Consider the following 25,102-nt stretch of genomic DNA (forward strand, 5'->3'; position numbering starts at 1 on the left):
GTCAGCCGCCGGTACGCTGCTGCTCGGCGAGCAGTTGATCGATGAGCATGACCCGTACCGCGATGTCCCGGCGGTACGATGCTCCGGCGGGCGAAAGCGCCAACGCCCTCGCCCACTCCCCCCGGGCGCGGCCGTAGTCATTGGCTCTAACATAGGCCAACCCCAGGAAGAAATGTGGTGCCGGATGTTGCGGCGCGACGCGGATCGCCTGCCGAAAGGCGAATATCGCTGGCGGCGATGGCGTGTTGCCATCATGCGCGGCCATCGTCGTGCCCAGCGCGGTCCACAGCATCACGCTGTGCGGATAGCGATTGAGACCGCCCAGGATTGCACGCACCGCCGACCGACGATCACCCGTACGCGCCATTGCGTCGGCAGCGGTCAGATAGGCGGCCTCTGCGGTGAACCGCCCGAGCATACGCTCGCGCAGATCGATCAGCGCGGGATCGTCGGCCTGCCCGATTACGGCGGCTCGCGCCGGGCTGGAGGCGAGGTTTGGCGATCCCTGCCACGCATAGCCCGCAGCCCCCAGCATCAACGCCGCACCGATCATCGCCCATAACAATCGGTCGACGCGCAGCAGCAGCAACGCGATCCCGCTCGCGGCGGCGAGTGCGACCAGCGCGACCCAGCCCATCAGCGCTGCCTGCGACGAAAGCTGGAACGCGCGATGACGGCTCCCAGCGCCAGCAAGGCGACTGGCGCGAGCCATAGCGGCCAGGTCGCGGCACCGAACGGCGGATCGTAGGTGACGTAATCGCCATAGCGTTCGACCAGCCACCGCCGGATCGCATCGGGTTTCTCTCCCGCAGCGATGCGGCCGCGGACGAGCGCGCGCATGTCGCCGGCCATGCTGGCGTCGCTGTCGGCGATCGACTGGCCCTGGCACACGATGCAACGCAACGTCGCCATCAGTTCGCGCGCCTGCGCCTCCTGCGCCGGATCGCGCAACTGGGTATAGGCGAGCGCGGCCGGCGGCGTCGACGGATCGGCCAGCGCGGGTGCCGCGATCAGCACAAGACAGAGGCGCCACGTCCTCACCGGGCGTTCTTCACGGCAGCGGCGATGGCGGCGACATCGCTAGCCCTGATGTCGCCGACGTGCTGGTGGACGATGCGGCCCTTGCCGTCGATCACGAAACTCTCGGGAACGCCCGACGAGCCGAGCGCAAGTTGCACGGCGCTTTGGCGATCGTCTCCGATCCGATCGAAAGGGTCACCGTTGCGGTTGAGGAACCCGCGCAATGCGGGGGCGGTGTCGCGGATGGCGATGGCATCCACCGGTACGCCCATCGCCTTCAGCCGCAGCAATTGCGGCGATTCGGCAGCGCAGGGAATGCACCAGCTGGCGAAGATATTGAGCAGGCGCGGCTGGCCCTGCCGGAACACCGCAGTGGAGAGGCCCGGCTTGCCGGGCGCGATCGGCGGCAGCGTGAAATCGGGCAACGGCTTGCCGATCATCGCCGACCGGACGGTGCGGTCGGCGGGCTTGATCAGGCCGCCGGCGACGACCGCGAACAACAGGCCGAAAAGCGCCAGCGGCGTCCAGAGCAGCCAGCGCCTCATGCATATCGCTCCTGCACGACGACGCGGCGTTCGCGGCGTTCGCGGCGCCAGCGACCGATCAGCGACAGCGCGCCACCCAGGGCGATCAGCACGCCGCCGAGCCAGATCAGCGTGACGAACGGCTTCCACCACAGGCGCAATTGCCAACGGCCCTGTTCGTCGGCCTGCCCCAGCACCGTATACAGCTGGCCGTCCCATTCGGTCGCGATGGCGCTTTCGCTGGTTGCCGTCACGGGATCGGTGAAGAAGCGGGACTGCGGGCGAAGCACGATCGTGTCGTCGTCGCGGGTCGCGGTCAGGCGGGCTTCGAGCGCGGACCAATTGTCGCCGACGACCGGCTTGATGCCGGCAAGCCTGACGACATAGGGACCGACGCGTACCGGCTGACCGACCCGGGCTGCGATCAATGTCTCGGCGGTATAGGCGCTGTCACAGGCCATGCCGACGAGACTGACCGCGATACCGAGGTGGGCGACGACCATGCCCCAGGTAAACAGCGGCGTACGCAACAGATTGCGGCCGATCAGCGGCAGGATGCTGGCCACTGCCAGCCCCGCGGCCAGCGAGATGCCCAGCAGCGGCAATACGCCGGGGGGAGCGAGGACGACGAGCGCCGCGCCGGTGAACCCCGTCGCCGCGATCGGCCAGATCAGTCGGTCCAGCAAGGCGCCTGCATCGTCGCGTCGCCACCGCAGCAGTGGGCCGACCGCCATCGCCACGACCAGCGCCAGCGCGATCGGGCCGGCGGCCTTGTTGAAGAAGGGTGGTCCAACCGACAATTGCACACCGAAGCTGGCGGCGACGAGCGGATAGAGCGTACCGATCAGGACGATGCCGAGGATGACGGACAACAGCAGGTTGTTGATCACCAGCCCCCCTTCCCGGCTGACGAATTCGAAGGTGTTACCGGCGCGCACCGTACCGATCCGTGCGGCGAACAGCGCGAGCGCTCCACCGATGTAGATGAGCAACAGCGCAAGGATGAAGGCGCCACGTTCGGGATCGACGGCAAAGGCGTGGACGCTGGTGAGGATGCCGGAACGGACGAGGAAGGTGCCGATCATCGACATGGAGAACGCGACCACTGCCAGCATCACCGTCCAGGCGCGCAACCCATCGCGGGTGGCGAGCACCGTTACCGAATGGAGCAATGCCGTCGCCGCGAGCCACGGCATCAGCGACGCGTTCTCGACCGGGTCCCAGAACCACCAGCCGCCCCAGCCAAGTTCGTAATAGGCCCAGTAGGATCCGGCGGTAATGCCGAGCGTCAGGAAAACCCACGAGGCCAGCACCCACGGCCGCATCGCCCGGGCGAACGCCGGGCCGACGTCGCGCGTGATGAGTGCGCCGACCGCGAAGGAAAAAGCGACCGAAATGCCGACGTAGCCTATGTAAAGCGTCGGCGGGTGGAAGGCGAGACCGGGATCTTGCAGCAGCGGGTTGAGGCCGAGGCCGTTCGGCGGCGCGTGGCTGATGCGGGCGAAGGGATTGGAGGCGAATAGCAGGAACGCGTAAAAACCCAGTGCGATGCCCGCCTGCGCACCCAGCGTGGCGATCAGCGTGCGTTCGGGCAGGCGCCGTTCGAGGATCGCGACTGCGCCACCGGCAAGGCCGAGGATCGTGACCCAGAGCAGCATCGAGCCCTCGTGGTTTCCCCACGCGCCGGCGAATTTGTAGATCCACGGCTTGGCCGAATGGCTGTTCTCGACGACAAGTTTGACCGACATGTCGCTGGCGAGAAACAGCGCGATCAGGGCGATCATCGTGATCGCGGCAAGCGCACCCTGCACGATGGCGATCGGGCGGACGGCGGCGACCGGCTCGGGCTGCCCGCGGGCGAGGCCGAGTGCGGCCATGACGAGTTGCAGCGCCGCCAGCGCCGCGGCGAGCCACAAGGCGGCGAGGCCGATCTCCGCCGTCATCGCTCCAGCGTCTTCGTTTCGTGCATCTTGCCGGCCAGTTCGGGCGGCATGTACTTTTCGTCGTGCTTGGCGAGCAGGTTGGTTGCGGTGAAGCTACCGTCGCGGTTGAACTGCCCTTCGGCAACGACGCCGGAGCGTTCGCGGAACAGGTCGGGGGTTATGCCGGCGAAGGTGACCGGCGTGGTCGCCCTGCCATCGCCGACGACGAAGTGAACCGTGACGCCGTCCCGCGCGCGCGTGATCGATCCCGCCTGAACCATACCGCCGAGCCGCACCGCACGGCCGAGAGGGAGCCCTTGCCGCTGAACGTCCGACGGCGCGTAAAAAAAGGCCGCCTGATCCTTCATCGCCGACATGGCGAGCAGGGCTGCCGCGACCACCGCCGCAACGCCGAGTAGCGCCAGCGTCAACCGTTGGTGCTTCGCCTTCATCTCTCGGCGCGCCTCATCGCGATATAGCTGGCAAGCGTCAGCAATACGGCCGCGCCGATCGCGATTGCATAGGCCGCGGTGATGAACGGCCACGCGTTCATGCGCGCGCCATCCGGCGCATGCGCGCCTCCGCCTTGGTACGCGCGAGTGCAGTGCGCATCCGCATCAGGACGATCGCGGCGAACAACAGGGTGAAGCCGGTCATGGTGAAGCCGAGCGGCCACAGGATGCTGCCGGCGATGCTCGACTTCGTCAGCCCGATCGAGGGGCCCTGATGGAGCGTGTTCCACCAGATCACTGAATAGCGGATGATCGGCAACAGCACGGTGCCGGCGATGCCGTAGAGCGCGGGGATGCGTCCGTCGCCGCCGCGTTCCGCATCGGCGCGGGCCAGCGCCATGTAGCCGCAATAGACGAAGAACAGCAGCAACATCGAGGTCAGGCGCCCATCCCACTGCCACCACGTCCCCCACGTCGGCCGGCCCCAGATCGACCCGGTGACGAGGCACACCGCGGCGAAAATCGCGCCCGGCAGCGCGATGGCGCGCGCGGCGAGTTGGCTGAGCGGGTGGCGCCAGACGAGGAAGGCGATGCTGCTGATCGCTATGCCGCTCCATCCGCCCATGCCGAGCCAGGCGGCGGGCACGTGAATGTAGAGGATGCGGACGCTTTCGCCCTGAAGATAGTCGGGCGGCGTCTGCGTCAACCCGGCCCAGCAACCGATCGCGAGCATCACCCAGCCGGCGACCAGCAACGCCGGCGTACAGGCACGGGCGAGCTTGAGGAAACGCGCAGGGTTGGCGAGGGCATGAAGGGTCGGCACGGCTGGTTCCGCCATACGAAGCTTTGCGCGCGCCGTCACCTGATACTATCCGCCCGCCTGGCCGGCCGGACGGGGAAACGGCGGCCCCTTACCCGCGGCCGATGAGTCGACGAGCGATCGTGTCGGCCACTTCCGCGGCGGGGCGGCCGGTGCGTTCGCTCTCGTCCCACACCTCGTCGAGGCGTGCGGGGATCTTGGCGATGCGCGCCATCACCTCCGCCTCGTCGCCCTGCCCGAGATATTCGAGGCCGACGTTGATGATGCCCCCGGCATTGATGACGTAATCCGGCGCGTAGAGGATGCCGCGCGCATGAAGGCGATCGTAATCCTCGCGTGTCGCCAGCTGGTTGTTCGCGCCGCCGGCGACAACCTTCGCCACCAGCGTCGGGATCGTCGCTTCGGTGAGGATCGCGCCGAGCGCGTTGGGGCTGAAGATGTCCGCCTCGACGCCGAGGATCGCACCCGCGGCGACGGTATTCGCACCCAGCTCCGCCGCCAGCGTCTTCGCGCGGTCCGCATCGACATCGGCGAGGGTCAGGCGGGCGCCATCCTTCGCCAGCAGTCTGGCAAGCCCGCCGCCAACAGATCCGACGCCCTGGATCGCGACGTGGACGCCCTTCATATCACCGGTGCCGAGGCCCCGCTTCGCCGCCGCCTTGACCCCCAGATAGACGCCGTGCGCGGTGTAGGGCCCGGGATCGCCGCCGGCCGCGCCGCTTTCGACGGGAAGGCCGCTGACGTATTTCGTCTCGCCGGCGATCACCTTCATCCGCGCTTCGGACATGCCGACGTCTTCGGCGGTGACGTAAGTGCCGCCGAGCGATTCGACGGCGCGGCCGAATGCCTTCAGCCGATCGTCGGAGATGACGGCCCCCGGCTCGTCGGCCAGGATGACACCCTTGCCGCCGCCGAGCGCGAGACCGGCCATCGCGTTCTTGAAGCTCATCCCACGCGACAGGCGCAACGCGTCGGTGACCGCCTGATCGCCCGATGCATAATGCCAGAATCGCGCGCCGCCGGCTGCCGGACCGAGATGGGTGGAGTGGACGGCGATGATCGCGCGCAGGCCGGATGCACGGTCGGTAAAGGTATGGACGCCTTCATGGCTGTCGAAATCGGGAAGATCCCACACCGAGGTCATGGCCTGCTCCGCTTGGATGATTCTTGCGAGCGACGGCAATATTATTTCGCTGCCGCTTTGGCTAGCCCCGATGGCGTCTGCGCTGCATCGGCTGAGATAATGGGGCGACCGACGGGACTTGAACCCGCAACTTCCGGCATCACAAGCCGACGCTCTAACCAATTGAACTACGGTCGCCGCGAAGGCTGGCCCCCTAGCGGGGGTGGTGGCGGTGCGTCAAGACAGGCGAATGCGTTTTTGGTGGATGAGGCGCGCGATACCGGCCTCGTCCGTTCGCAGCTACGCCTATCCCCCTCCCCGAGAGCCGCAGCGGACGCTGACCGGCGACCGCGTCGGGGCATGTCCGCCGCACTCGGCTAGAACCGTCCCTCGATCGACAGGCGGTAACCGCCCTCGCCGGCGACGAAGCCCGCACCTGCGAGGCGCTGCGCGGCGGCGGGGTCGGCGGGCGCGATGCGGAGCGCGGCGGTGTAACGGCCGCCGCCGGTAATCCGCAACTCGATGCTTTCGGCGCCGGCTTGGCTGGCGAGCGGCAGCAGCAATGCTCCACCATCGCAACGCGCGATTCCGGAGAGTTCGGCCGGCAGTGCGATGCCCGCCGCCTCGCCGACCAGTCTTGCGCGAACGCGCCCTTCTGCCTGCTCGCAGGTATCATCGTTGAAGTGAACGGTGACGTTCTCTAGCGCGAGCTCCGTCACCGGCAGCGGCGCGAAGGCACGCCCGGTCGGCAGCGTCGCGGTCATGTCGTCGACACCCTGCCCGTGCCGGCTTACGGTGATCGCGCCGTGCAACAGGCCCGGATCGCCGTCGAGTGTGATGCGCGCGCGGCCGATCAGCAGGGCGAAGGGCGAGACGCTGGCGTTGAGCGAGCCGAGGGCCAGATCGCCGAAGCGGGCTTCGTTGAGCCGGCCGGCCCAGATGCTGCCCGACACGGTGCGGGCACTGAACCCCTGATCGCCCAGTCCGGCCCAGCCGAGCACCAGCCGCATCGGCAGGAACAGGAACAAGGCCGCGAGCATCAGCCCGCCGAACAGCGCGGCGGGTCCGGTGGCGAGACGGATGCGCCTCATGCCGCGCGTGCTCGAACGACGAAATCGGCGGCGACGCTGCCATCCGCATTGTCGCGCCAGGCCGCCGATTCGACCAGGATGCCGTTGGCTTCGAGGCTGCCGAACCAGCGGCCGAGCGCGGCGGGCCTGCCGGCCGCGATGGTGGCATGGACACGGCCGCCGGCGCTGTCCTCGACACTGGCCAACGCAAAGCCGGCAGCCTCGGCGCGCAGGCGCAGGGTGTCGGCAAGGCTGCCGGTCAGCGGCACGCGGCGACCTGCGGCGCGGATCAGGTCGACCTCCGCCTGCGTCGCACCTAGGCGGACGACCGCGTCGGCATGGCGCTCACGCGCGCTCGACAGGCCGTCGCGGACAGGCAGGATGAGGCCGCCCCAGACGATCGTCACCGCCAGCAGGGCGAGCATGACGAGGATCAGGCGGCGTTCGCGCAAGGCCCGACCGGCGAACCAGATGCGGATGCTGGTCATGGTCGGTCCACCGTCATCTCGCCCGTAACCCTTCCGTTGGCGGACTGGAACGTGCCGGCGGTGACGGTGAAGCCCGCCACCTCCAGCGTGCGCTTGAGGTCGGTCGGCAGCGATTCGCGCGCCGCGCCGACGCCGATCCGCAAGGCGCCGTTCGACTGGAAATCGAGGCTGGTCAGTTCGGTGCCGGGCGTCGATCGCACCGCAGCATAAACGGCCGCGACCGTCGTGCTGAAGCCTAGGCCGGGACCGCGGACCCCCGACAGACGCTCGTCGAGCTGGCGGTCGACGTCGGTCACCGTCTCGCCCCGTGCCAGACCGGTGCGGCCGAGCGCCTCGGCCCGCGCCTCCAGCGCGTCGGCACCGAAGCTGTATTTCGCGATGCGGACGAGGTCGATCGCCAACGTCACCGCGAGGATTGCGGCGCCGAGCAGGGCGAGCCGGCGGATCAACGCCCAGTCGATGCCGATACGGCGACGCCGCGAGAACGGCCCCTGACGCAGGTCGAGCGGCGGGGTCGTGGCCGCGCTGGCGACCGCTTCGTCGAGCGCCGCACGGTCGGGCACCAGGACGGGAGAATCGCCGATGATGAAGTCGGTCAGCCGGGCCTCGTCGGTGAAGCCGGTAGAGCGGCTGCGGACCAGCGCCTCGCCGGCGATCATGCCGCGGATATAGCCTTCGTCGGGACGGGGCAGCAGCAGCGCGGCGGGAATCATGGCGACCGGATCGATCCCGTGCACGGCAAGTTCGGCGAGCCAGCCGGCCATCGCACCCATACCGACCACGGCGATCGGGCGTTCGCCCTCCCCTTCGTCCCCGACCGCCACGTGCAGTTCGCCGATCGGCGTCGCGCTGGCATCCGCCACCAGCAGGCGGGCGGCGGCAAGCGCCTGCGCAGGCGAACGTACCGGCAGATCGGCCCAGTGCAGCGTCACCGCGTCGGCGGGGGCGACGGCGACGATCGCCTCATCGGCGAGCGCGGGCAGCCCTTCGCCTTCGTTGATCGCGCCGCCGCCATCACCATCGCCGGTGCGCAGCCAGCGATAGCCTTGGGTGGCGGAGGGCAGGAACAGGAGCGTCGTCATGATTCGTCGCCCCATTGCCGCGCCACGAGCCGCGCGGGAAGCCGGCTTGCGTCGATCAATGCTCTTTCCTGCAATCGGCTGGCACCGTTGGTGACGTCGATTCCGAGCGCGAACCATTTCGAGGTGATCGCAAGACCGGCGCCGCCTTCGGGTGTCGCACCGTTGCCGGCGGCGTTGAGGAAGGCGCTGGTGCTGCCATAGCCCTGCGGCGGTCGGCGCAGGATCATGCCGCGCGCAGCCTCGACCGACAGCGTATCGGCGAACAGCATCGCGACCAGCGGCGCCTGTTCGGGTGTCAGCGTGTTGATGTTGATCGACGACGTTTCGGCGATCGGCAGCGTACAGACCCATGGGCGCAGCATGGCGTAGATCTCCGGCGTCACGCCGTCGACGGCGCGCAATTCGCTTGGGTCTGACATCAGCACCCCGGCCGTACGATAGGGCGTCGCCTTTGCGAGATAGGTCGGGTCCTCCGCGCCGCCGCCCTGCTGGTCCTGATCGGTGTCGATCCAGTCGGCAGCCGCGGGGGCGATGCGCTCCGCGACCTGTGCGGGGATACCGGTCAGGCGCATCAGGCGGACGAACTGCAACCGCTGCATGACGCTTTGCGTCGACGTGTAGACATTCGGCGCCTGACGGCTGACGAGGCTATTGAGATTGAAGCAATTCCCGCCATCGGTAACGCGCGCCACGGCAAGGCCGCTGCTCGGTAGCGGCAGGCCGTAGGGCCGGTTGCTCCAGCCGCCGGCCAGCGTGACGCGGTCGCGGCTGGTGCCGAGCATGTCCGTCACCTTGCTGGTGGCGAGCGCTTCGGCCGCACGGGCGTAGTCGCGGGCCTGCTCGCCGCCCAGCGCATTGCCAGCGAGGCGGGTGGTGAGGCGCAGGCGCTCGAGCGCCGTGCCGGCGAGGACGGCGATCATCGCCACCAGCAATAGGACGGTGAGCAGCGCGGCGCCGCGTTCGCGCTCAGGCGGCATCGGGCGTCGCCGTGGCAGTGGGCTGCGGGCCGGGCTGACCGGGTGGTGGCGCCGGGCTGTAACCCGAGCCGACCAGCAGCATCAGGCGATAGGCGCTGCCGTCGGTGCGGTGGAGCACGACCTCCGCAGCCTGCGGCAGGGCCGCCCCCTGCGTGCCGTCCCAGCGATCGCTCCACGCACCCTTGTAGCGGTAGCGGGCGGAAACACTGACGACCTTCTCCAGCAACGTGACGGGCGCGAGCGGTGCGGCGCCGTCGATCATCGGATAGGCGATGCGAATCAGCGCGGCATCCTGAATGACGTAGGCGACCTTTTGTGCGCTGGCGCGGGGCGCAGCGTCGACGTTCGCCCAGCCGGTACGGACGAAGCGCATCCGCCCGTCGGGTTCGCCTGTAAAGGCGGGAAGGACGGTGCCGCCCTCGTCGCGGGCCGGGCGGTCGATCGCTTGCCCGAGATCTCCGGATAGGAGCGCGGTCGTGCGATTGAGCGCGGAAATGTCGTCGAAGCGTTTACCGGTGGCGGTCTGTGCTCGGACGCTGAAGGTCAGGATCGCCACGCCCGCAGCGGCAAGCATGCCGAAGATCATCAGCGCGATCATGACCTCGACGAGGGTGAAGCCGCATTCGCCATGTCGGGCTGCACGCGACGCCCGTGTTCCCGGACGCGATCTCACTGCGGCGTGTCCGCAGGACGGATGGCCACGGTCCTGCCGACGATCTGCCCGGCGGGATTGGTCACCGCCACGTCGATGCGGACGATGCTGGCGTTGCCGGTGGCGCGCACGTTGCGCACCCAGTTCCAGGCGCGGCCGCCGTTGACCTCGCTGCCTGCGGTGCGGCCGGCGACGGGAGGCTGCGCCTCGGTGATGGCGTCGTTGGCGACGTTCCTCGCGACGAGGCCGGCGATCAGACTATCGTCCAGCGTCGTCGCGCCGCGGATCGTAGCCGTCTCGAGGCGGAGCAGTGCGAGTACGGCGAGGCTGAACACCGCGAGCGCGACCATGATCTCGATGAGGGTGAAGCCGCTTGTGCTCCTGCGGACCCGGGACCCCGGATTCCCGGACAACACAGGTCGGTCTGCCCGGGTCTGGATTCCTGGACCCGCAGGAACACGGGAGAACACTGTCATCAGCTCGCCACCCGGACCGTGCCGTCGGCGGCCATGTCGATCACTGCGCGCGCGCCGCTGCGGGTCAGCGTCACCTGCGCTTCCCGATCCGCCAGGCCGGTGGGGTCGAAGACGATGCGCAGGCGGCCGCTGGCCTCCCCGGTGACGGCCTGCGTGCCCTCGGTCCATCGCTCCACGCGCAGCGGCTTCTCGGCCATCGCGGTCCACTGTCCCGCGGCGCGACGATCGAAACCATAGCCGCCCGCGGTCACCCAGACGCTGACCGGGCGTGCCTCGACGATCGCGGCATCGTGCGCGGCACGGGCGCGCAAGGCGAAGCGGGCGGCTTCGTCTGCCACCCGGCCGCGCGGATCCGGCATGTTCCACACCGCCACGGCCGCCGCGAGGCCGATGATGGTGACGACCACCATCAGCTCGATCAGCGTAAATCCGTTGCGGCGGGGACGCATGGCTATTCCCAGCTGGTGATATCGGCGTTGACGCCTTCGCCGCCATCCTTGCCGTCGGCGCCGAGGCTCCAGACATCGGCCTCGCCGTGCTGACCGGGCGAGGCATAGAGGTACTGACGGCCCCAGGGGTCGGGCGGCAGCTTCTTGATATAGCCGCCGCGCTGGTATTCCGCCGCATTGACGCCGGCGGGCGCGGTGACGAGCGCCTGCAATCCCTGCGACGTCGTCGGGTAGCTGTTCATCTGGAGGCGGTACATCTCCAGCGCACCCTCGATGGTGCTGATGTCCGACTTCGCCTTGGTGATCTTGCCCTTGTCGCCCGCGGGCAGCACGTTGAACGTGACGATCGCGGCGAGCAGGCCGATGATGACGATGACGACCATCAGCTCGACGAGGGTAAAGCCCTCCTCGTTCTTCCGGCGTTTCTGAGGCTGTTTACGCATGAAGGTCCTTACTGGCCTGCCAGCGTGTTGAGCTGGAGGATGGGGAGCAGGATCGATAGCACGATGGTGGCGACGATTCCGCCCATCACGACGATGATTGCGGGTTCGAGCAGCGACAAAGCGGTCGCGGTGAAGCGGTCGAATTCGCGTTCGAGATAATCCGCGGCGCGTTCGAGCATCTCGTCGAGCCTGCCCGCCGCCTCTCCGCTCGCCGCTAGATAGGTGAGCAGCGGCGGGAAGACGTTGGTACGGCGCATCGCCGCGGACAGACTGCCGCCGCCGCGGATCGCCTCGACGATCTCGTCCGACGCGGCGCGCAGGCGACGATTGTGGATCGTGCTGGCGGTCAGCGCGAGCCCTTCCAGCAAGGGCAGTCGGCTGGCGATCATCGTGCTGAGCGTGCGCGACATGCGCGCGGCGTGGAGATCGCGGAACAGCCGCCCGAGCAACGGCATGCGCAGCAGCGCGGTATCGAAGGACAGGCGGAGTGCGGGGTCACGGAGCGCGTACCAGCCCCCGACCCCGGCCAGCGCGACGACCAGCACCATCACCCACCAATATCCGACGAGCAGGTCGGACAAGCCGATCACGACGCGGGTGAGCAGCGGCAATTCCTGCCCGACGGTGTCGAACTGCTCGACCACCTGCGGCACGACGAACATCATCAGCGCGGTGACGACGCCCAATGCGACGACCGCGAGGATCGTCGGATAGGCGAGCGCGGTGATCAGCTTGCCACGGATTTCCGCCTGCCGCTCAAGCAGCGCGGCGAGGCGGTCGAGGATCGTCGGCAAGCTACCAGAGCTCTCGCCCGCCGAAACCATCGCGCGGTACAGCGGCGGGAAGCTCTTCGGCTCGCGCGCCATCGAATCGGCGAGGCGACGCCCTTCGACGACGCCGGCGTGGACCTGGCTGACGATCGCGCGGACGCTGTCCTGTTCGGTCTGGCGGGTGATGGTGCGGAGCGATTCCTCCAGCGGCGAGACACGGTTGAGCGTGGCGAGCTGGCGGGTGAACAGCGTGAGCTGCTTGTTGCTCATCTTGGCGCGACCAAGCTTGATGCCGAACAGCGGACGGCTGGTCGCGGCCGGCGGCGAGCCGGGTTCGAGGCGGACGACGTAGAGCTTGCGCTTGTCGAGGTTCGCGCGTGCGGCGTCGATCGTCGCGGCGGCGACATGCCCCCGCTGCTCCTGCCCGCGGGTATCGATGGCGAGATAGTCGAAGTCAGCCATCAACCATGATCTCGTGTTCCTGCGCAGGCAGGAACCCAGGGTTACGAGCGACGGCGCTGGTGGCTCTGGGCTCCTGCATTCGCAGGAGCACGGGGAGCCTCACCCTTCCTACGGCCTGCGGCCGCGGACCCCTTCCCTCTCCCCCTGGGAGAGGGAGAGACGCCGAAGGCGGCGATGGGTGAGGACAGCTACGCATCCGACACCTCGTCCACCACCGAATCGGTCGCATCGCGGCGGCTCACGCGGATCGCTTCTTCCGGCGTCGTCAGGCCCTTGCGCACCAGCGTCTCCGCCGCCTGCGCGAGGTTCGGCGTCCGCGCGAAAGCATGCGCGGCGATCGCCGTCTCGTCGGCACCATCGTTGATGAAGCGACGGATCGTGTCGTCCACCCGAACCGCTTCGAACACCCCGATCCGCCCCTTGAAGCCGGTATGGTTGCACTCGCTGCACCCCACCGCCTCATACACCTGAGCACCGGGTTCGATGCCGAGCAGCCCGGCGACGCCACTCTCCGAGGGCACCGCGCGGCGGCAGGTCTGGCACAGGCGGCGGACCAGCCGCTGGGCGATCACCGCGCGCAACGTGGAGGCGAGCAGGAACGGCTCCACCTTCATGTCCCGCATGCGGGTGATCGCGCCGATCGCATCGTTGGTGTGGACGGTCGACAGCACAAGGTGGCCGGTCAGCGAGGCCTGTACCGCGATCTCCGCCGTCTCGCGGTCGCGGATTTCGCCGACCATGACGACGTCGGGGTCCTGGCGCAGGATCGCGCGCAGGCCGGCGGCGAAGGTCAGGCCGACCTTGGGATTGACCTGCGTCTGGCCGACGCCCTCGACGGCGTACTCGACCGGGTCTTCAACGGTCAGGATGTTGCGGCTGCCGTCGTTGAGCAGGCGAAGCGCGCCATAGAGCGACGTCGTCTTGCCCGATCCGGTCGGACCGGTGACGAGCAGGATGCCGTTGGGCTCGGCGAGCGCGCCCCGCAACAGCGCGTACATGCCCGCGTCCATCCCCAATGCGTCGAGGTCGATCCCGGCATTGTCCTTGTCGAGGATACGCAGCACGACCCGCTCGCCCGCCCGGCTGGGCAGCGTCGAGACGCGGACGTCGAGCAGCTTGCCGCCGAGCGTCAGCCCCATGCGGCCGTCCTGCGGCACGCGGCGCTCGGCGATGTCGAGGCGGGCCATGACCTTGATGCGGCTCACCACCACGGGGGCGACATGCGGCGGCATGCGCAGCGTTTCGCGCAGGACGCCGTCGATGCGCATGCGCACGATCAGCCCGGTCTCGTACGGTTCGATATGGATGTCCGACACGCCGTTCCGCGCAGCATCGGCGATGATGCCGTTGATGAGGCGGATCGCTGGCGCGTCGTCGGCGGTATCGAGCAAATCCTCGGCGGTCGGCAGCCCTTCGGCCAGGCTGTCGAGTTCGTCGCCCATGCCGACGGCGGCAAGCGCATTGGCCTGCCCGTCCATCGCATAATTATCGGAGAGCAGGCGGTCGAATGCCGGCGCCTCGACGACCGCGATGTCGAACGGACGGGCGAGGTATCGGCGGATTTCCAGCAACGCCTTGGGGTCGGCGCCCGCGCGCATCGCCACCGTCAGATGCGTATCGGTGTCGGTATGCTGGACCACGACGCCGTGCTTCCGCGCGAACGCGTAGGGTATGGCGAGCATCGGCAACGGTTCCGGTACGGGTGCAGCCGGAGTTTCGATCAGCAGCGTTTCGGTGTCGGTCTCGGAGCCGTGGCGGATGATCATGCCCGGCCCTCCCCAACAACCGTCATCCCGGCAAAAGCCGGGACCCATGGACGCACGCGGCTGGTGGCGCGGGCCATCGCTGCGTTCATCCCCGCCATGGGTCCCGACGTCCACCGGGATGACGAAAGAGCATTCCTCACCGGTCCCTCGGGCGAATGACCTTCGTCGTGTTCGTCTGGATCGGCACGGCGATGCGCGGGTCCTCGATGTTGCCGGGGATCGGTGCCGACGGAATCGGCGGAGCGGCACCCATGTAATCGCGGACCAGCTGGTCGATCGACGGCTCTTCGTTGGGCGATTGCAGCCCCTGTTGCAGGCGGATGTAGCCGTAACGCTGTTCCGCCAGCTTGCGGCTGTCGGCGGCGCTGCGCAGGATCGTCGGGCGGATAAAGATCATCAAATTGGTCTTGTTGCGCGATTTCGCCTTCGACTTGAACAGGTTGCCGAGGATCGGGATATCGCCGAGCAGCGGAATCTTCTCGATCGTGCGACGCTCCTCGTCGCTGAGCAGGCCGCCCATGACGGCGATCTGGCCCTCGTCCACGGTCAGCGTCGTCTCGATCTCGCGCTTGTTGAGGATCAGGTCGCTGTTGTCGCTCGACACCGGCCCGGCGATCGAGCTGACCTCCAGGCGCAGATTGAGCTTCACCGTGCCGGACGAATTGACCTGCGGCCGTGCCGTCAGTTCGATACCGACGTTCTCACGCTGCGTGGTGCGGAAGGTGTTGTCGAAGTTGTTCGACAGCGCCTGCCCGGTGGTGATCGGGATTTCCTGTCCGACCAGGCTATGCGCCTCCTGATTGTCGACCGTCACCAGATGCGGGACCTGCAGCAGGTTCGACGTCGTGTCGCTTTTCACCGCATTGATGATCGCGCCGAAGATGAAGTCGCCGATCTGGCCGCCGAAGCCGCCGAACCCGCCCGAGGACCCGATGATCGAGCTGATCGCCGACTGGGTCAGCTGGTCCGACGCATTGTTGGTCGTCACCGTCGTGGTGACGCCGTTGGCGATCGTCGTCGTGGTGTTGCGGCCGAGTTCACGCGCGCCGATCGCGCCGGCGATCTGAAGGATGTTCGGCGCGCTGTTCGAGAAGGTCGAGGCCGCGAACGCCCCGCCCGACGGGTTGGCGAGGATGAATTGCGCACCGAGCCGGTTGACCGTCGCGTCGGAGACTTCGGCGACGATTCCCTCGATCAGAACCTGTTCGCGACGGGTATCGAGTTGGCGGACGACATCGGAGAGTTGCCGCTGAATGTCTGCGGGGGCGGCGATGACGATCGCGTTGGCGCCCTGAAAACGGGTGACGACCGCCGCGGTGCGCCCGCCCTGCGTCGTGATCGCCGGCTGGCCCGTACCATTGGCGCCGCCGCCCCCGCTCTGCTGGACGGGCGCTTGCGGCGCCTGCCGCTGCTGCTGGTTGTTCGCTCCGCCGGTGCTGCTGCTGCCGAAGCCGGTCTGGGTGCGCGACAGCTGGACGTCCTGTACCGCGTCCGGCTGTTGCCCGACGAGTTGCTGGAGCACCGGCAGCAATTGCGCGGCGTCGGCATTCTCGAGGAAGACGACGCGGATTTCGGTCCCGTTCTTCGCCTTCTGATCGAGGTCCTGCGCGACGCTGACGAGGCGGGATACGCTGGCCGCATCGCCGCGAATGATGACGGAATTGCTGCTGTCGACCGCGGTGACGGTGGTGCCGACACCGCCGGGGCCGCCACCGCCCTGCCCGCCCGGCGCGCCGGTGGTAAGGCCCTGCAACGCAGCGGCGATCTCCTTGGCGCTCGCATTCTTCAGCGCGACGACGCGGGTCGAGGCGTTGTCGGCATCGACGCGGCGCAGCACCTCGCGGATGCGGCGGATGTTGTCGGCGAAATCGACGATGACGAGTGCGTTCGATCCGCGATTGGCACTGACCGAGCCTTGGGCGCTAACCAGCGGGCGCACCGTCTCGATCGCCTGCGTCGCGTCGATCGCGCGCAAACGCACGATTTCGGTGACGAAGCTGTTGCGGCTCGCCCCCGCCGATCCGACACGGCTGGGCTGCGAGGCGGCATTGTCGATCGGCTGGATGCGGAACGCACCATTGCCGGTCGGCACCGCGACAAGGCCGTTGGCACGCATCGTCGACAGAAACGCCTCGAAATATTCCGACCGGCTGAGCGGCCGGTCCGTGACGACGGTCACCTTCCCCTGCACGCGCGAATCGATGATGAAGGTGCGGCCCGTTACCCGCGCGGCATCGGCGATGAAGGCGCGGATGTCGGCATCGCGGACGTTGAGCGTCGTCTGGGCGATCGCCGCCATCGGCAACGCCAGAGCGGCGGTCGACAGCAACAGGGCGGAAAACAGCGTCTTCATGGATTATGGGTCATTTCGGGGCTGCGATCGTGATGGCGAGCGCCAGCGTCTGCGTGCCGCGCTCTACGGTTATGGGAATGTTGCCGCCACCCGCGAAATCGGCGGTGACGCGGTCGAGGTCCTGCGGGCCGGTAACGGGCCGGCCGCCGATCGCCGTGACGACATCGCCTTCGCGCAGGCCGGCGGTACGAAACAGGTTGCCGGTGCCCTGCGGCCGGACGACGAGGCCCGAGATGCGACCGCCGTCGATGCGCGGGATGAAGCCGATTTCGTTGCGGATCTGGTTGGCGGCGATCGGCGGCACGGCGGGCTGGCCGACGACCGGGGGTGCGCCGGGCGCAGGCACCGGCGCTTGCCCAGGCTGGGGTGCGTCGGACTGTACCAGGAACAGGTCTTCCGACGTACCGCCGCGATCGATCGTGATATGGTCGAAGGCGACCGCCTTCAGACGCACGCCGGGCTGGATTTCCTCGCCGACGCCGACGCTCTTCTGGACGTTGTCGGCCCCCGCGACGATCGCCGAACCGCGGCCCGAGGCTTCGTCGACCCGGATGCCGAACAGCGTGAGCTGGAGCGAGGTGACGGTAGCGGGCCCCTGAGCCTGCGCGCCGAGCCGGAAGAAGGGATCGAACCCCGCCAGCACGTCATAGGGGCGCCCCGGTACGCTGATCTCCGCCGGACGCCAGTCGCCCAGCGGCGACACCGGTGTGACCAGCGTCCACAGCAACCGCGCGCTCTGCGTCGCCAGCCCCGCGATCAGGAGCAGCTCGGCCAGCGAATAGACGTTCACGACGGGCAGGCGGCGCAGGATACGCCGCGTGCGCGCGTCGAGTTTCAAGCGCATGTGTCAGTCCCGTCCCGCACCTTTGCGCCTACGCATGCCATGTTACGCTTTTGCGTCAAAGGGGTGAGATGATCGGGACGGACATCGGCGGCTTCCCTCGGGCATCGGGACAGCGGTAGGACGGGCCTTATGGATCCCTCCCTTCCCCTCGGCAGCGGCCTCGATGCCGGACCGATCGTCGCACATCTGATGGCGCAGGCCGGCGTCCAGAAGGTGCCGAGCCCGAAGCTCGACCTGTTCGTCGCGCGCGGTTTCATCGGCCCGGACCTGTGCGCGGCGCTGATCGAGCGAATCGATGCCGTGCGCAGGCCCTCGACGATCGCCGACCCCAACGGCGATTCGGCATTTCGGACGAGCGAGACGGGCGACCTGTTCGCGGGCGATCCCGTCGTGCAGGCGGTGGAGCGCCGGCTGGCGATGTTCACCGGGCTCGCCCCCGCGCACGGCGAGCCGTTGCAGGGGCAACGCTATGCCGTGGGTCAGGAGTTCAAGGGTCATACCGATTACTTCGAGCCGCAAGGGGCGGACTATGCCACCTATTGCTCGACGGCAGGCAATCGCACGTGGACGGTGATGGTCTATCTGAACGCGCCGGAAGCAGGCGGCGCGACGCGCTTCAAGGCGGTGGACAAGATCGTCCAGCCCGAAACCGGCAAGCTGGTGGCGTGGAACAACCGGCGGGCGGACGGATCACTGAACGCGGCGACCTTGCATCAGGGGATGAAGGTGCGCGCGGGCGTCAAGTACGTGATCACGAAATGGTATCGAGAGCTGCCATGGGGTTGAGCCACCCCCCCCAACTCCTCCCCCGCGAGGGGGAGGTGGCAGCGCGCCAGCGCTGACGGAGGGGGAGGTAAACGACGAACCCGATGGCGGAACACCCCCTCCCCGACGCCCTGCGGGCGGAGTCCCTCTCCCCGCGTCGCAAGGCAGGAATACGCCGAAATCAGAACGTCGCGCTCACCCCGAGGCTGAACACCCGGCCCAGATTGTACTTGTTGATGAACACCTCGTTGCCGTTCGGGAACGTCTGGCTCTCGCGATACTTCGTCCGGGTCAGGTTGCGCGCCTCGGCCTTGATCTCGAACTTGCCGCCCATCAGCTCGACGCCCTGACGCGCGACGAGGTCGAGGCGAATGCCGGGATGCTCGACGACGTCCGGCTGGAAACCCACGCCCGACAGGTTCGACGGGCCGCGATTGGTCACGCGATCGCTGGCGTAGTTGAACAGCATCGTGATCTGCGACAGCGAAGCGGTGTCCTCCAGCCCGATCTGTACGTTGACCAGATGATCCGACTGGCCAGTCAACGGCGCGCCATCCCGGAACTGGAGCGCCGCCGGGCCGAAACCGGTGCGGCAGCCACCCAGCGTCTGGTTGAGCACGTTCGGCACGCATGATCCGTCGGCGGTGATGCTCGACTTGGTATAGGTGTAGTTCGCGACGAACAGCGCGCGGCGGGTTGAAAAGAAATTGCCACCGAAGACGTCGGCCAGCGGGAAATACTTCTGCAACTCGACCTCGCCGCCGTACAGCGTCGCCTTGGGCAGGTTGGTGAAGCCGGTCTGCAACCGATCGTCGGCGCCGGTGTAGAAGCCGACCTGCTCGATCGGATTGTCGATCCGCTTGTAGAAGCCGGCAAGCGTAAAGCGCTGGTCGCGCTTGAAGAACCATTCGTAGCGCGCTTCGAGATTATACAGCTCGCTGTCCTGCAACAGCGGGTTGCCGAAGAACAGACGATCCGAATCCGGATCGCGGAACTGCTGCGGCGCCAGCTCACGGAACTGCGGGCGCGAAATCGTCTTGGCCGCGCTCGCGCGCAGCTGCATGTCCGCCGCGAAGTTCCAGGTCAGCGTCGCGGCAGGCAGCCAATAATCGTTCTTCAGGCGCGTTGTCGCGGTCTGCACCGGCGTCACCTTTTCGGTGCCGGTCTCGTAGCGCAGGCCGATCACCGCGCGCAGGCCATCGAACGCCTCCGCTTCCGCCTGCGCGTAACCGGCATGGACGTCGAGCGACGCGTCATAGGCATAGGCGCCGAGCGGCGTGTTGAACTGCAACTGGATCGTGCACGCGCCGGTCCCCTGCAACGGGCAGGCGTTGTTGAGCACGTCCGGGCTGAGCAGGTAATCGGGGCGCAGCAGATTGTACGGATAGCCCGGCGCGGTGCCGCCGCCCGCAGACGTCTGGTAATTGAACTGGAGGCGCGAGGACGAACGGTCGGTCCCCTGATAGAAATAACCGGCGGACAATGTGATCGGGCGGTCGCCGTCGATCTTGTACGATGCGTCCGCCTGACCGGTGAACAGGTCTTCGTTCAACTCGCTGAACACGATCGAGGCGAAGGGCGTGAAACGCTGCGACACCTGATAGGCGCCGTTACACTGGAAGCCGTCCGCCTGCTGTCCGCCGTCACTGGTAATCGGCAGACCGTTCGACGTCGTGGCCGAGCAGAGATAATCGAACTGCCGCTCGTACGGCGCGTTGCGCTTCGAATTGGCGTAGGCGCCGCGGACGTCGAGCTTCAGCGCGTCGGTCAGCTTGAATTCGCCGACCAGCTGGCTTTCGATCAGCTGGCGTTCGAACCAGTTGGTGTTCTGCTGGAAACGCAGGCCGCTGGCGTTGTTGTACAGCGTCGCCGCCGAACCGCGCCCCTGCTTCAGCGTGTCGTGGATATAGACGTTGGTCCAGCGCAGCGTGTTCTCGCCGAACTCCAGCCCGACGCCGATCAGCGCGTTCGCGACGATACGGTTGTCGGTCAGCAGCGTCCGGTAATCGTTGCGCAGCGTGCCGTCCGCCGACACCGTGTCCTGCTGGATTGCCGAGCGGGTGCGGAAGGTGTTGCTGGCGCTGACCGAGGCGATCACCCCCAGCCGCGACGAACCGAGATCGTAAACCGAACCGCCGCTGATCTCGCCCGACCAGTTCGCCGGCAGCTGGTTGTTGCGCTGGAGCAACGTCGTCGAGGCGTTGGACAGCTGCGCGACCTGCGCGGCGGGGATGATGCCGGTGCCGGTCGGTGCGTTCCTGATGAACGACGGCACCTTGCGCGTGCCGTCGTCGAAGCCGATCCAGTCAGCATCGCCGCCGGCATAGGTGTAGCCCAGCTCGCTGGTCGTCGCGTCATCCGCCGAGATCGTGCCGCCGATCGACACGAAGTTCTTGTCCGGGATCGCCTTGGTCGTCAGGTTGATGACGCCGCCGCCGAATTCGCCGGGGTAGTTCACCGAATACGTCTTCTGCACCAGCGCCGACCCGACGATCGTGGTCGGGAAGATGTCGAGCGGCACCGACCGGCGCAGCGGCTCCGGACTTGGCAGGGGCGATCCGTTGAGCAGCGACGACGAATAGCGATCGCCGAGGCCGCGGACGTAGACGAAGCCGCCGCCGACCACCGACAGGCCGGTGACGCGGGTCAGTGCGCCGGCGATGTCGCCTTCGCCCGTGCGCGCGATGTCGGCGGTCGACAGGACGGAGACGATCTGCGCCGTGGAGCGCACCGCGTTGGGAATGTTGCGCCCGACGACGACGATGTCCTCGAGACCCTCCGCGCCGGGAGCCGAGACTTCCACCGGCGCCTCGGCCTGCTGATCGGTCGAGGTCGGGGCCGCCGCTTGCGGATCGGTCGCACCGCCGGGGCTGGACGTCGCGGGTGTCGAGGTCTGCGCGGGCGGCGGGCTGGCCGGTGCCGGCGCGGCGGTGCCACCGGCCTGCGCAAGGACGGCTGGCGCCACGAGGGTGGAGGACATCAGAAGAAGGGTGGCGAAAGCGAGCCGCTGCGGCATGACCGTCAATCCCGGATCAAGAAGCTATTATAAAGGTATCCGGGGCGGCGTCGCCGCCACCCCGGACCCGATGCCGTGAGAGGGGGCAGGTCGCCCCCCGTCATCAGCGGCCCTGGCAGGCGAAGTAGACCGAGTTGAACGACGGCGGGCCGAAGTCCTGCAGCGCGGAGTCCGCCGGGCGGACGGTCGAGCGGCCGCCGCTGGTCTGTTCGCCGGCGATCAGGTTGACGCAGGCGACGGTGTTCACCGACTTCACCACGCCGTTGACGAAGCGCATGTCCGAACCGCCACGCTGGCGGATCGCGGCGGGCGCCAGCGCCGTCTGGATGAAGGTGAAGTTGGCGTAGGTCGAGAACGTGCGCGGCAGCAGATCCTCGGCATTGTTCGAGTCGATTTCGGTCGAGAAGCTGTCCGGCGTCGCGCCCAGCGTCCGCTGCGCCGCGATCATGAACTGCATGAAGCCGCGATAGCCGTTGTCGATGTCGAACCCGTCGTCGTCGGCGCCGGTGACGGCGATATACTTGATGTTGGTGTTGCCGCCGAAGATCTCGATGCCGTCATCCGCCGAATTGTGGCTCTGGATGTGATCCAGCACGGTGCCCGAACCGGTGCCGCCCAGCGTCAGGCCCTGCAATTCGTTGCCATCGCTGATCGCGATGCCCGAATAGCGGATCTGGACGTAGGACATCTGCCCGCTCGAATCCGCCGCCGTCGGCCCGCCGTAGAAGCGGCCGGTGACGCCCTCGATGGCCTGCTGGCAGGTGGTCGAGCTGCCCGCTGCGTTGTTCGGGCCGGTGCCCGCGGCGCAGACGCCGACCGGTGCACGGCCGAGCAGGATGATCCCGCCCCACTGGCCCTGCGTCGCGTCCGACACGCCGTTGCTGGCGAGGTTCTGCTGCGAGGTGAAGACGATCGGGTTGTCGCGATTGCCCACCGCGTTGATCTTCGACCCGCGGTTGACCAGCAGCAGGTCGTTGGTCGGCTCCGACGAATCGGCGGCGACAACGACGCCCGGCTCGATCGTCAGCGTCACGCCGGCCGCGCCGGTGGTGCCGAGGTCGGTGCCGACTTCGGTCTGGCCGCGCAGGCGATAATAGACGCCGGCGATCTTCGGCAGCGTCAGGTTGGTGGTGATGTTCTGCGGGATCAGGCAGCCCTGGAAGCCGCCGACGACATCGCTGGCGGTCGTGCCGGTCGGGCAGACCGACGCGGCGACACGCGCGCCGACGTTCGGCACCGCGGTGCAGCGCGCGCCCGAACCGCCGAATTCGGCCGAGGTCGAATTGCAGGTCCAGCCCTGGAAGCTGGTGTCGCTCGGACCGTTCAGCGCGCCGACGAAGTTGGTGCTCGTGAAGAAGCTGTTGATCGACGACGGATCGGTCGCCGTCGTCAGCGATGCGGCCGCGACCGGATAGACGCCGTTGATCGTCGAACCGATGCCGCTGACATTGTTGTTGGTGCCGGCATTGACGATCGCGAGCTGTTCGTCGGGTGTGATCGTGATCGAATTGACCGTCGTCGCGGCGGCGAACTGCGCCGCAGTGATCGCGCTGGGGGTCGGTGTCGGTGCGGTCGGCGTCGGCGTTACGATCGGCTGTACGATCGTAACGCTGCCTGCGCCCGGCGATGCGACACTGTCTGCGCCGCCGCAACCGGCCAGCGCGAGGCAGGCCGTGGAGGCCATGAGGAATTGGCCGATGCGCGTGTTGCTCACCATGATCGAAAGCTCCCGGTCGTAATTCGTTGTCGCCATTCAGGCATCGCTGCCCGCGACCGGCCAAGGCTCCCCCTCTGCCGATCCCTGCAGCGGCGGTTAGGAGCGTACCGTGACTCCTGCGTGAGGTTTTGGAGACGGTATCGTTACGGAGGTGGGACGGTTTTGTGACAGCCTACGGACCCGCGCCGTGACCGGGAGCAATCATCGACCGGACAGCGTACGAAAACGCCCCCTCCACCACCACCGACGCCGGCGGTCCCCCCCTTCCCCCACCAAAGCGAGGGACGAACATAAGGGAAGGTCACGCATCCCATTCCTCCCCCGTAAGGGGGAGGTGGCGCGGCGAAGCCGTGACGGAGGGGGAGGCAAGCGTCGAACCAAATAACCTGCCCCGACGCCCCACCCCGACGGCGGCGGCGCGCCCCCTCCCCGCTAAAGCGACAGAGGACCAACAAGAAACGTCACAAGGACGAACGCCAGCCCATTCCTCCCCCGCAAGGGGTAGGCGGCGCGGCGACGCCGTGACGGAGGGGGAGGCAAGCGTCGAACCAAACGACCTGCCCCGACGCCCCCGCCCCGACGCCCCCGCCCCGACGGCCGCGGCGCGCGCCCTCCCCGCTAAAGCGACGGGGGACCAACAAGAAACGTCACAAGACGAGCGCCATCCCATTCCTCCCCCGCAAGGGGGAGGTGGCGCGGCGAAGCCGTGACGGAGGGGGAGGCAAGCGTCGAACCGGGAGGCTCGCGGAAACACGCCGCCAATCCCGGCTGCCCCGGCCGTCTGCGTGCGCCGAACGAGCAAGGCATAAAGAAAGGGGCGCCCTTCTCGCGAAGGACGCCCCTATCCCATCGACCCGAAATCCGGGGATTACTTCTCGCCGTTGTCCGCCACGCCGACGACGGGGACCGATACGGTCTCCTTCTCCGTCTTCACCTTGGGCACCTCGACGGTGGTTTCCTTGGTGCCGACGACGACCTTCTTCGAATCGAGGTCGACATCCGGCAGGGCGCCGCCCTTCGCGCTGATGTCGACGTCGGGCAATGCGCCCTTCTTGACGTCCGCGCTCCAGAAACCGGTGAAGAACAACAGTGCCACGATCACCGCGGCTACCAGCGCGACGATGCCGATCACACGGCCCGCGCCGCCGCGACGCTCGACGACGACGCGGTTGCCGGCGCTATCGGTCGTATATTCCACCATGGTCACTCTCCCTTTTCACTGCATGTGAAAGGCTTAATCCCGGTCAACACGGATTGTTCCCGCTGCGAAACGACGAAAGCGGACATGAACGGGCAATGACCGTTTACGCACGGGAATGCGATCGGTGACGCGCCGCGGATTCATCGTCGGTGGAACCGGGCCGCCGCCTTCCCCGGGCACGAACAAGGCACATTCGCTCCGGAAACCAGAAAGCCCGCCGGTCATGCGACCTGGCGGGCTGTCATGGTGGGCGCGACAGGGATTGAACCTGTGACCCCACCCGTGTGAAGGGTGTGCTCTACCGCTGAGCTACGCGCCCCCGATCCTCGGCTCCATTGCTGGAGATGCCGTCGGGAAGCGGGCCTTTACGGGGCACCGCTTCGCCTGTCCAGCCCGGATTGTCGGGTTTAGTTGACCGAATCCTTCAGGCCCTTGCCGGCCTTGAACTTCGGCTGCGACGATGCCTTGATCGTCATCGGTTCGCCCGTGCGCGGGTTGCGGCCGGTGGATGCCTTGCGCTTGGACACCGAAAAGGTGCCGAACCCGACCAGCCGGACTTCGTCACCCTTCTTCAGGCTGGCCGAGATAGCGTCGAACACCGCCTCTACCGCCTTGATGGCATCGCCCTTGGCGAGACCCGAGGTGTCCGCGACCGTCGCGATCAGCTCTTGCTTGTTCATGGAAATACTGCCCCCTTCGTATACTTCGGA

General features: G+C 67.7%; 24 protein-coding genes and 2 tRNA genes. 1 reads left to right on the forward strand and 25 read right to left on the reverse strand.

Annotated features, from left to right (window positions below):
- Position 1: 1 nt before the first annotated feature.
- From NF699_05420 to NF699_05515, 20 genes are all read right to left on the reverse strand, one after another.
- Positions 2-637 (reverse strand): hypothetical protein, encoded by a 636-nt coding sequence (locus NF699_05420; GenBank protein ID USU06112.1) that lies wholly within the window; start codon positions 635-637, stop codon positions 2-4.
- Positions 637-1,041: a cytochrome c-type biogenesis protein CcmH gene (locus NF699_05425; protein USU06113.1), complete on the reverse strand. Its 405-nt coding sequence runs from the start codon at positions 1,039-1,041 to the stop codon at positions 637-639. Before NF699_05425 ends, NF699_05420 begins: the two co-directional genes overlap by 1 nt.
- On the reverse strand, positions 1,038-1,565 hold the full coding sequence (locus tag NF699_05430; GenBank protein ID USU06114.1) for a redoxin family protein: 528 nt from the start codon (positions 1,563-1,565) through the stop codon (positions 1,038-1,040). Before NF699_05430 ends, NF699_05425 begins: the two co-directional genes overlap by 4 nt.
- On the reverse strand, positions 1,562-3,487 hold the full coding sequence (locus NF699_05435) for a heme lyase CcmF/NrfE family subunit (protein ID USU06115.1): 1,926 nt from the start codon (positions 3,485-3,487) through the stop codon (positions 1,562-1,564). Before NF699_05435 ends, NF699_05430 begins: the two co-directional genes overlap by 4 nt.
- The gene (gene ccmE / locus NF699_05440; protein ID USU06116.1) at positions 3,484-3,918 is read right to left on the reverse strand and encodes a cytochrome c maturation protein CcmE; all 435 of its coding nucleotides are present in this window, start codon (positions 3,916-3,918) and stop codon (positions 3,484-3,486) included. The genes NF699_05435 and ccmE overlap by 4 nt, the downstream gene beginning before the upstream one ends.
- A 97-nt stretch (positions 3,919-4,015) precedes the next feature.
- Complete coding sequence (gene ccmC, locus NF699_05445) at positions 4,016-4,741, reverse strand: heme ABC transporter permease CcmC (protein USU06117.1); 726 nt, start codon at positions 4,739-4,741, stop codon at positions 4,016-4,018.
- A gap of 88 nt (positions 4,742-4,829) precedes the next feature.
- Complete coding sequence (locus NF699_05450; protein ID USU06118.1) at positions 4,830-5,882, reverse strand: amino acid dehydrogenase; 1,053 nt, start codon at positions 5,880-5,882, stop codon at positions 4,830-4,832.
- Between the two features lie 100 nt (positions 5,883-5,982).
- Positions 5,983-6,059, reverse strand: a tRNA-His gene (locus NF699_05455).
- A 179-nt stretch (positions 6,060-6,238) separates the two neighbouring features.
- Positions 6,239-6,952 (reverse strand): type II secretion system protein N, encoded by a 714-nt coding sequence (locus NF699_05460; GenBank protein USU06119.1) that lies wholly within the window; start codon positions 6,950-6,952, stop codon positions 6,239-6,241.
- Positions 6,949-7,419: a type II secretion system protein M gene (locus NF699_05465; protein USU06120.1), complete on the reverse strand. Its 471-nt coding sequence runs from the start codon at positions 7,417-7,419 to the stop codon at positions 6,949-6,951. Before NF699_05465 ends, NF699_05460 begins: the two co-directional genes overlap by 4 nt.
- The gene (gene gspL, locus NF699_05470) at positions 7,416-8,501 is read right to left on the reverse strand and encodes a type II secretion system protein GspL (GenBank protein ID USU06121.1); all 1,086 of its coding nucleotides are present in this window, start codon (positions 8,499-8,501) and stop codon (positions 7,416-7,418) included. Before gspL ends, NF699_05465 begins: the two co-directional genes overlap by 4 nt.
- A complete protein-coding gene (gene gspK, locus NF699_05475) occupies positions 8,498-9,478 on the reverse strand; it encodes a type II secretion system minor pseudopilin GspK (protein ID USU06122.1) in 981 nt (326 codons plus the stop codon). The genes gspL and gspK overlap by 4 nt, the downstream gene beginning before the upstream one ends.
- A complete protein-coding gene (gspJ, locus tag NF699_05480; GenBank protein USU06123.1) occupies positions 9,468-10,076 on the reverse strand; it encodes a type II secretion system minor pseudopilin GspJ in 609 nt (202 codons plus the stop codon). Before gspJ ends, gspK begins: the two co-directional genes overlap by 11 nt.
- A 71-nt stretch (positions 10,077-10,147) precedes the next feature.
- Positions 10,148-10,480, reverse strand: coding sequence for a type II secretion system minor pseudopilin GspI (gene gspI, locus NF699_05485; protein ID USU06124.1), 333 nt, complete (start codon positions 10,478-10,480; stop codon positions 10,148-10,150).
- A 125-nt stretch (positions 10,481-10,605) separates the two neighbouring features.
- Positions 10,606-11,055, reverse strand: coding sequence for a GspH/FimT family pseudopilin (locus NF699_05490; GenBank protein ID USU06125.1), 450 nt, complete (start codon positions 11,053-11,055; stop codon positions 10,606-10,608).
- Positions 11,056-11,057: 2 nt separating this feature from the next.
- Positions 11,058-11,498, reverse strand: coding sequence for a type II secretion system major pseudopilin GspG (gene gspG / locus NF699_05495; protein USU06126.1), 441 nt, complete (start codon positions 11,496-11,498; stop codon positions 11,058-11,060).
- An 8-nt stretch (positions 11,499-11,506) separates the two neighbouring features.
- A complete protein-coding gene (gene gspF / locus NF699_05500; GenBank protein USU06127.1) occupies positions 11,507-12,730 on the reverse strand; it encodes a type II secretion system inner membrane protein GspF in 1,224 nt (407 codons plus the stop codon).
- A 188-nt stretch (positions 12,731-12,918) separates the two neighbouring features.
- A complete protein-coding gene (gene tadA, locus NF699_05505; GenBank protein ID USU07014.1) occupies positions 12,919-14,412 on the reverse strand; it encodes a Flp pilus assembly complex ATPase component TadA in 1,494 nt (497 codons plus the stop codon).
- A gap of 220 nt (positions 14,413-14,632) precedes the next feature.
- Entirely contained in the window at positions 14,633-16,849 is a 2,217-nt protein-coding gene (gene gspD / locus NF699_05510; GenBank protein USU06128.1) for a type II secretion system secretin GspD, read from the reverse strand.
- 10 nt (positions 16,850-16,859) lie between these two features.
- Complete coding sequence (locus NF699_05515) at positions 16,860-17,693, reverse strand: PDZ domain-containing protein (protein ID USU06129.1); 834 nt, start codon at positions 17,691-17,693, stop codon at positions 16,860-16,862.
- A gap of 129 nt (positions 17,694-17,822) precedes the next feature.
- On the opposite strand from NF699_05515, the gene NF699_05520 reads away from it, so the two are divergent.
- Positions 17,823-18,479: a 2OG-Fe(II) oxygenase gene (locus NF699_05520; protein ID USU06130.1), complete on the forward strand. Its 657-nt coding sequence runs from the start codon at positions 17,823-17,825 to the stop codon at positions 18,477-18,479.
- A 160-nt stretch (positions 18,480-18,639) separates the two neighbouring features.
- On the opposite strand, the gene NF699_05525 is transcribed toward NF699_05520, so the two are convergent.
- The 5 genes from NF699_05525 to NF699_05545 form a co-directional block, all read right to left on the reverse strand.
- Positions 18,640-21,474, reverse strand: a complete 2,835-nt coding sequence (locus NF699_05525) for a TonB-dependent receptor (GenBank protein ID USU06131.1) — start codon at positions 21,472-21,474, stop codon at positions 18,640-18,642.
- 103 nt (positions 21,475-21,577) lie between these two features.
- On the reverse strand, positions 21,578-23,191 hold the full coding sequence (locus NF699_05530; GenBank protein ID USU06132.1) for a hypothetical protein: 1,614 nt from the start codon (positions 23,189-23,191) through the stop codon (positions 21,578-21,580).
- Positions 23,192-24,059: 868 nt separating this feature from the next.
- Positions 24,060-24,392 carry a hypothetical protein gene (locus NF699_05535; protein USU06133.1) on the reverse strand — a complete coding sequence of 111 codons (333 nt, stop codon included), beginning with the start codon at positions 24,390-24,392 and terminating at the stop codon, positions 24,060-24,062.
- A gap of 244 nt (positions 24,393-24,636) precedes the next feature.
- Positions 24,637-24,711 (reverse strand) — tRNA-Val (locus tag NF699_05540).
- Positions 24,712-24,799: 88 nt separating this feature from the next.
- Positions 24,800-25,072 carry an HU family DNA-binding protein gene (locus NF699_05545; GenBank protein ID USU06134.1) on the reverse strand — a complete coding sequence of 91 codons (273 nt, stop codon included), beginning with the start codon at positions 25,070-25,072 and terminating at the stop codon, positions 24,800-24,802.
- Between the last annotated feature and the right edge of the window lie 30 nt (positions 25,073-25,102).

It is taken from the genome of Sphingomonadaceae bacterium OTU29LAMAA1, from assembly GCA_024072375.1.
In the GTDB taxonomy this organism is placed as follows: Bacteria; Pseudomonadota; Alphaproteobacteria; order Sphingomonadales; family Sphingomonadaceae; genus Sphingomonas.